This is a genomic window from Kitasatospora sp. NPDC005856, assembly GCF_040629945.1.
GTDB lineage: Bacteria > Actinomycetota > Actinomycetes > Streptomycetales > Streptomycetaceae > Kitasatospora.
Genome location: NZ_JBEXWT010000184.1, coordinates 1 through 5,618 on the forward strand (window position 1 = coordinate 1; position 5,618 = coordinate 5,618).

The window sequence follows — 5,618 nt, forward strand, 5'->3', positions numbered from 1 at the left end:
GCGACCGCCACGACCGCGGCCTCATCGCCCGACACCACCACCGCGTCCGCGCCGTTGACCGCCGCCACCTCGGCACCCGGCACCAGCGACCCCACCACCTCCTCCAGCGACACCTGGAGCGAGACCATCGCCCCACCACCGGGCAACTCCTGCATCAGCCGGCCCCGCGCGCCCACCAGCGCACACGCGTCCTCCAGGCCCAGAACCCCGGCCACATGAGCCGCCGCCACCTCACCGACCGAATGCCCGACCACGAAATCCGGCCGCACACCCAACGACTCCGCCAGCCGGAACAGCGCCACCTCCAGCGCGAACACGCCGCCCTGGGTGAACAGCGTCTGCCCCAGCACTCCCTCCCCGTCCTCGAACAAAACCTCCACCGGCAATCCCAGCAGCTCGCAGACCTCGTCCAAGGCCCGGGCGAACACCGGGAACTCGCGGTACAGACCCCGCCCCATCCCCGCCCACTGGCCCCCCTGACCGGAGAACACGAACGCCGACCTGCCCGAGTCACGGGCCTCGCCGGTCACCAGCCCGGGATGCGCGTCCCCGCGCACCAGGGCCGCCAGTGCCTCCGGGCCGGTCACCAGGGCCCGGTGGGCGAACCTGGTCCGCGCGGCGAGCGCGGCGCCGATTCCGTCCGCGTCGGGGTCCTTGGCCGCGTACGCCTGCAGCCTGCGGGCCTGGGCCCGGAGCGCCAGCTCGGACTTGGCCGACAGCAGCCACGGCACCGGCACGACGGCCGCAGGCGTGGCGGGGGACTCGGCCGAGGCCTCCTCGGCCGGGTCCGGCGCCGGTGCCTCCAGGATCACGTGCGCGTTCGTCCCGCTGATGCCGAACGCCGACACACCGGCGCGACGGGGACGCCCCGTCTCCGGCCACGGCCGGGCCTCGCTGAGCAGTGAGACACGGCCCTCCGACCAGTCGACGTGCGAGGTCGGCGCGTCGACGTGCAGCGTCGGCGGCAGTTCACCGTGCCGCATCGCCATGACCATCTTGATCACACCCGCCACACCGGCCGCCGCCTGGGTGTGCCCGATGTTCGACTTCACCGACCCCAGCCACAACGGCTCCACCCGGTCCTGGCCATAGGCCGCCAACAGCGCCTGCGCCTCGATGGGATCGCCGAGCGTCGTGCCGGTGCCGTGCGCCTCCACCGCGTCCACCTCGGACGCCTCCAACCCGGCATTGGCGAGGGCCTGACGGATCACCCGCTCCTGCGACGGGCCGTTGGGCGCGGTCAGACCGTTGGACGCCCCGTCCTGGTTGACCGCGCTTCCCGCGACGACCGCCAGCACCTGATGGCCGTTGCGGCGGGCGTCCGACAACCGCTCCAGGAGCACGACACCCGCACCCTCACCCCACGCCGTACCGTCAGCCGCCTCGGCGAACGCCTTCACCCGCCCGTCCGCCGCCAGCCCCCGCTGGCGGGAGAAGTCGATGAAGGCCGCAGGTGTCGCCATCACCGTCACACCGCCGGCCAGGGCCAGCGAGCACTCCCCCGAACGCAGCGCCTGCGCCGCCAGGTGGATCGCCACCAGCGACGACGAACACGCCGTGTCCACCGACACCGCCGGACCCTCCAGCCCCAGCAGGTACGACACCCGACCGGAGGTCACACTCGTCGCCGTGCCGGTGGCCACATAGCCGTCCGCGTCGCGCGAGATCTGGTCCACTCCGCCCGCGTAGCCGGATGCCCAGATGCCGGTGAAGACGCCCGTCTGACTGCCCCGCAACGACGTCGGATCGATCCCCGCGTCCTCGAAGGTCTCCCACACCGTCTCCAGCAGCACCCGCTGCTGCGGATCCATGGCGAGCGCCTCGCGGGGCGATATCCCGAAGAACGCGGCATCGAAACCACCCGCGTCCCCGAGGAAACCACCCGACCGCGTGTACGACGTCCCCGGAGCACCGGCCGGATCGTAGAGACGACCCACGTCCCACCCACGATCCGGCGGGAACTCCCCCACCGCGTCCACCCCACCGGACACCAGATCCCACAACCCCTGGGCCGACCCGACGCCACCCGGATAGCGGGCCCCCAACCCCACCACGACCACCGGATCGTCCGACACCGGAACACCGACCGGCACAGGCGCGACCGTGCGACGCTCCTTGCCGAGGACCACCTCACGCAGGTATTCGGCCAGCCGGGCCGGGGTCGGGTGGTCGAAGACCATCGTCGCCGACAGCCGGGTCCCGACCGCCGTGGACAGCCGGTTGCGCAGCTCCACGCCGGTCAGCGAGTCGAAGCCCAGGTCCTTGAAGGCCAGGTCGCCACCGATCTCGTCGCTGCGGCCCAGCACGGCCGAGGCGTGGGTGCTGACCAGGTCGAGCAGGATCTCGCGTTGCCGGGCCTCGGGGAGCGATCCCAGCTCGCCCGCCAGTCCGGTGGTCCGCACCGGTTTGCGGGCGCTCGCCAGCGCACGCAGCACCGGCTGGTCGCCCAGTGCGGACACCTTGAGCCGGGCCGCGACCACCGCCGGTTCCGCGGTGTCCAGGCCCCCGTCGAACAGCCCCAGTCCGTAGTCGGTCGCCATCGGCAGCAGCCCCGCGCGGGCGAAGCGTTCACCGTCGGCCTCGGACATCTGCCCGGTCAGCCCGCTGGTCTCGGCCCAGTAGCCCCAGGCCAGCGACACCCCCGGCAGACCCAGGGCGCGCCGGTACGCGGCCAGGCCGTCGAGGTAGGCGTTCGCCGCCGCGTAGTTCGCCTGCCCTGCCGCGCCGAGCGTGCCGGCGGCCGAGGAGAAGAGGACGAACGCCGTCAGGTCCCGCCCCCGGGTGAGTTCGTGCAGGTTCCACGCCGCCCGGGCCTTGGGCTCCCAGACCGCGGCGAGACGCTCGGGGGTCAGGGACTCCACGACGCCGTCGTCGAGCACGCCGGCGGCGTGGACGACCGCGGTCAGCGGGTGTGCGGCCGGGATCGAGTCCAGGACGGCCGCCAGCGCGTCCCGGTCCGCCACGTCACAGGCGGCCACGGTCACCTCCGCGCCCAGCCCCTCCAACTCCTCGCGCAACGCCGCCCCGCCACCACTACGGCTGACCAGCACCAGATGCCGCACACCCCGCTCGGCCACCAGATGCCGGGCCACGTGGCCCCCCAGCGTCCCCGTACCACCGGTGATCAGCACGGTGCCGGCCGCATCGAGATCCGCGGGAACAGTGAGAACGATCTTCCCCACGTGAGCGGCCCGGCTCATGAACCGGAAGGCGTCCCGCGCGCGGCGGACGTCCCAGGTGGTGAGCGGCGGCAGACGCAGCTCGCCCGCGCCGAGCAGCCGGACGGTCTCGGCCAGGATCTCCGCCAGCCGCTCCGGTCCCGCGTCGGCCAGGTCGAAGGCCAGCACGCCGGTTCGGACGTCGGCCTTGCCCATCTCCACGAACCGCCCGCCGGACGCGAGCAACCGCAGGGAGGCGTCCAGGAACTCGCCGGACAGCGAGTTCAGCACCACGTCCATGGGCGGGAACTTCTGCTCGAACTCCAGGGTCCGGGACGAGGCGATGTGGTCCTCGTCCAGCCCCAGGGCGCGCAGCGCGTCCCACTTGCCCGGGCTGGCGGTCGCGTGGACGTCCGCGCCCCAGAGCCGCGCGAGCTGGACCGCCGCCATGCCGACGCCGCCGGACCCGGCGTGGATCAGGACCCGGTCACCGGCCTTCAGCCCGCCCAGGTCACGCAGGCCGTACCAGGCGGTCATGAACGCGATCGGCACCGTGGCGGCCTGGGTGAACGTCCACTCGTCGGGGATGCGCACCAGCACCCGGTGGTCGGCGACGGCCACCCGGCCGAACGCGCCGGGCAGCAGCCCGGCGACCCGGTCACCCGGCCGCAGCCCGGTGACCTCGGCGCCGACCTCGGTGACGACGCCCGCGCCCTCGCTGCCGAGCAGCGCCTCGCCGGGGTAGACGCGGAGGGCGATCAGCACGTCCCGGAAGTTCAGGCCGGCCGCCCGCACGGCGACGCGCACCTCCCGGGGCCCGAGCGGGGCCTGCTCGTACGGCAGGAAGGCGAGGTCGTCCAGGCTGCCCGTGACCGCCTGCGTCAGCCGTCCGTCGAACGCCTCCTCCGGTGCGGAGCGCACGAGCCGGGGCACGTAGACGGCCCCCCGGCGCACCGCCACCTGGTCCTCGTCGCCGACCGACAGGCCGTCGGGCAGTTCGTCGGCGTCCACGAGCACGAACCGGCCGGGGTGCTCGGACTGCGCGGACCGGACCAGGCCCCAGACGGCCGAGGCTTCCGGGTCGCTCACCGCGTCGCCGGGAACGACGGCGACCGCGCCCTGCGTGCGCACCACGAGCCGTTCGCCGGGCCCGGCCAGGAAGTCCTGGACGGCCCTCAGCGCCTCGGCGACCGAGCCGGGCGAGACGACGGCGTCGCCGAGCGTGCCTTCGCCGGGGGGCAGCGGAATCCATTCGAGGGCGTACAGCGGGCCGCGTTCGGCCATCGGACGGGTGGTCAGCGCCTCGATGGTCGCCACGGGCTCGCCGGACCGGTCCGCCAGCTGGACGGCGTACGTACCGGGACGCACCACCGTCAGCCGCACCCGCGCGGACGTCACGCCGGTGCGGTGGACCGCGATCCCGCCCAGGGAGAACGGCAGCCGCACGTCGCCCTCCGTACCGGACAGCAGCGCCAGCGGTTGCAGGGCGGCGTCCAGCAGGGCCGGATGGACGGAGAACCGGGCCGCGTCCGGCACGGTGACCTCGGCGAACACCTCATCGCCGCGGCGCCACACCGCCTGCACGGCCTGGAACGCCGGCCCGTACTCGTAGCCCGCCGCGGCGAGCGTGTCGTAGAGCCCGGTGACCGGTTCCGCGCCGGCCGGCGGCCATTGCGTCAGTTCCTGCCCGGCCACGGCCCGCCCGACCACAGGCTGCCCGCTCACCGTGGCGGTGGCGTGCCGCACCCAGCCGTCCGTACGGGACCGGACGTCGACCGTGCGGCGGTCGGTCCCGTCCGGCTCGCCCACGACGACCTGCAGGTCCACCGCGCCGTCCGGGGGCAGCACCAGCGGCGCCTCCAGGACCAGTTCCTCCACTGCCGCCCCGGCCGCGTGCACCACCAGTTCCACGAACGCCGTCGCGGGCAGCAGCACCGTCCCCAGGACGGAGTGGTCGGCGAGCCAGGGGTGGGTGGCCAGGGAGAGCCGTCCCGTCAGGACCCGCTGCTCGCCCACCTCGACAGCGGCGCCGAGCAGCGGGTGGTCCACCGGGTCGAGCCCGGCCGCGGACACGTCTCCCGCGCCTCCGGCGAGCCAGAACCGCGTCCGCTGGAAGGGGTAGGTGGGCAGCGTCACCGGCTCCGCTTCGGGGATCGGCCACCGCACCGGCACGCCCGCGACGAACAGCCGCGCCGCGGCGGCCAGGAACTCGGCCGGGGTGCCGTGGTCGCGGCGCAGCGTCCCGGTCACCACACCCGCCTCGTGCTCCTCCAGCGCGGGCGTGAGCACCGGGTGCGGGCTGATCTCGACGAAGACGGGGTCGTTGCCCGAGGCGAGCAGCAGCCGGGTGGTCCGGTCGAACAGCACGGGTTCGCGGAGGTTGCGGTACCAGTAGTCGGCGTCGAGGGCGGAGGTGTCGATCTGCTCGCCGGTCACCGTCGAGTAGAACGGGATCACCGC

1 protein-coding gene is annotated in these 5,618 nt (G+C 74.1%); it reads right to left on the minus strand.

The genetic code is table 11. The features are described 5' to 3' along the window. On the minus strand, positions 1-5,618 hold a 5,618-nt coding region (locus tag ABZ449_RS41625; protein WP_360357249.1), incomplete at both ends, for an SDR family NAD(P)-dependent oxidoreductase.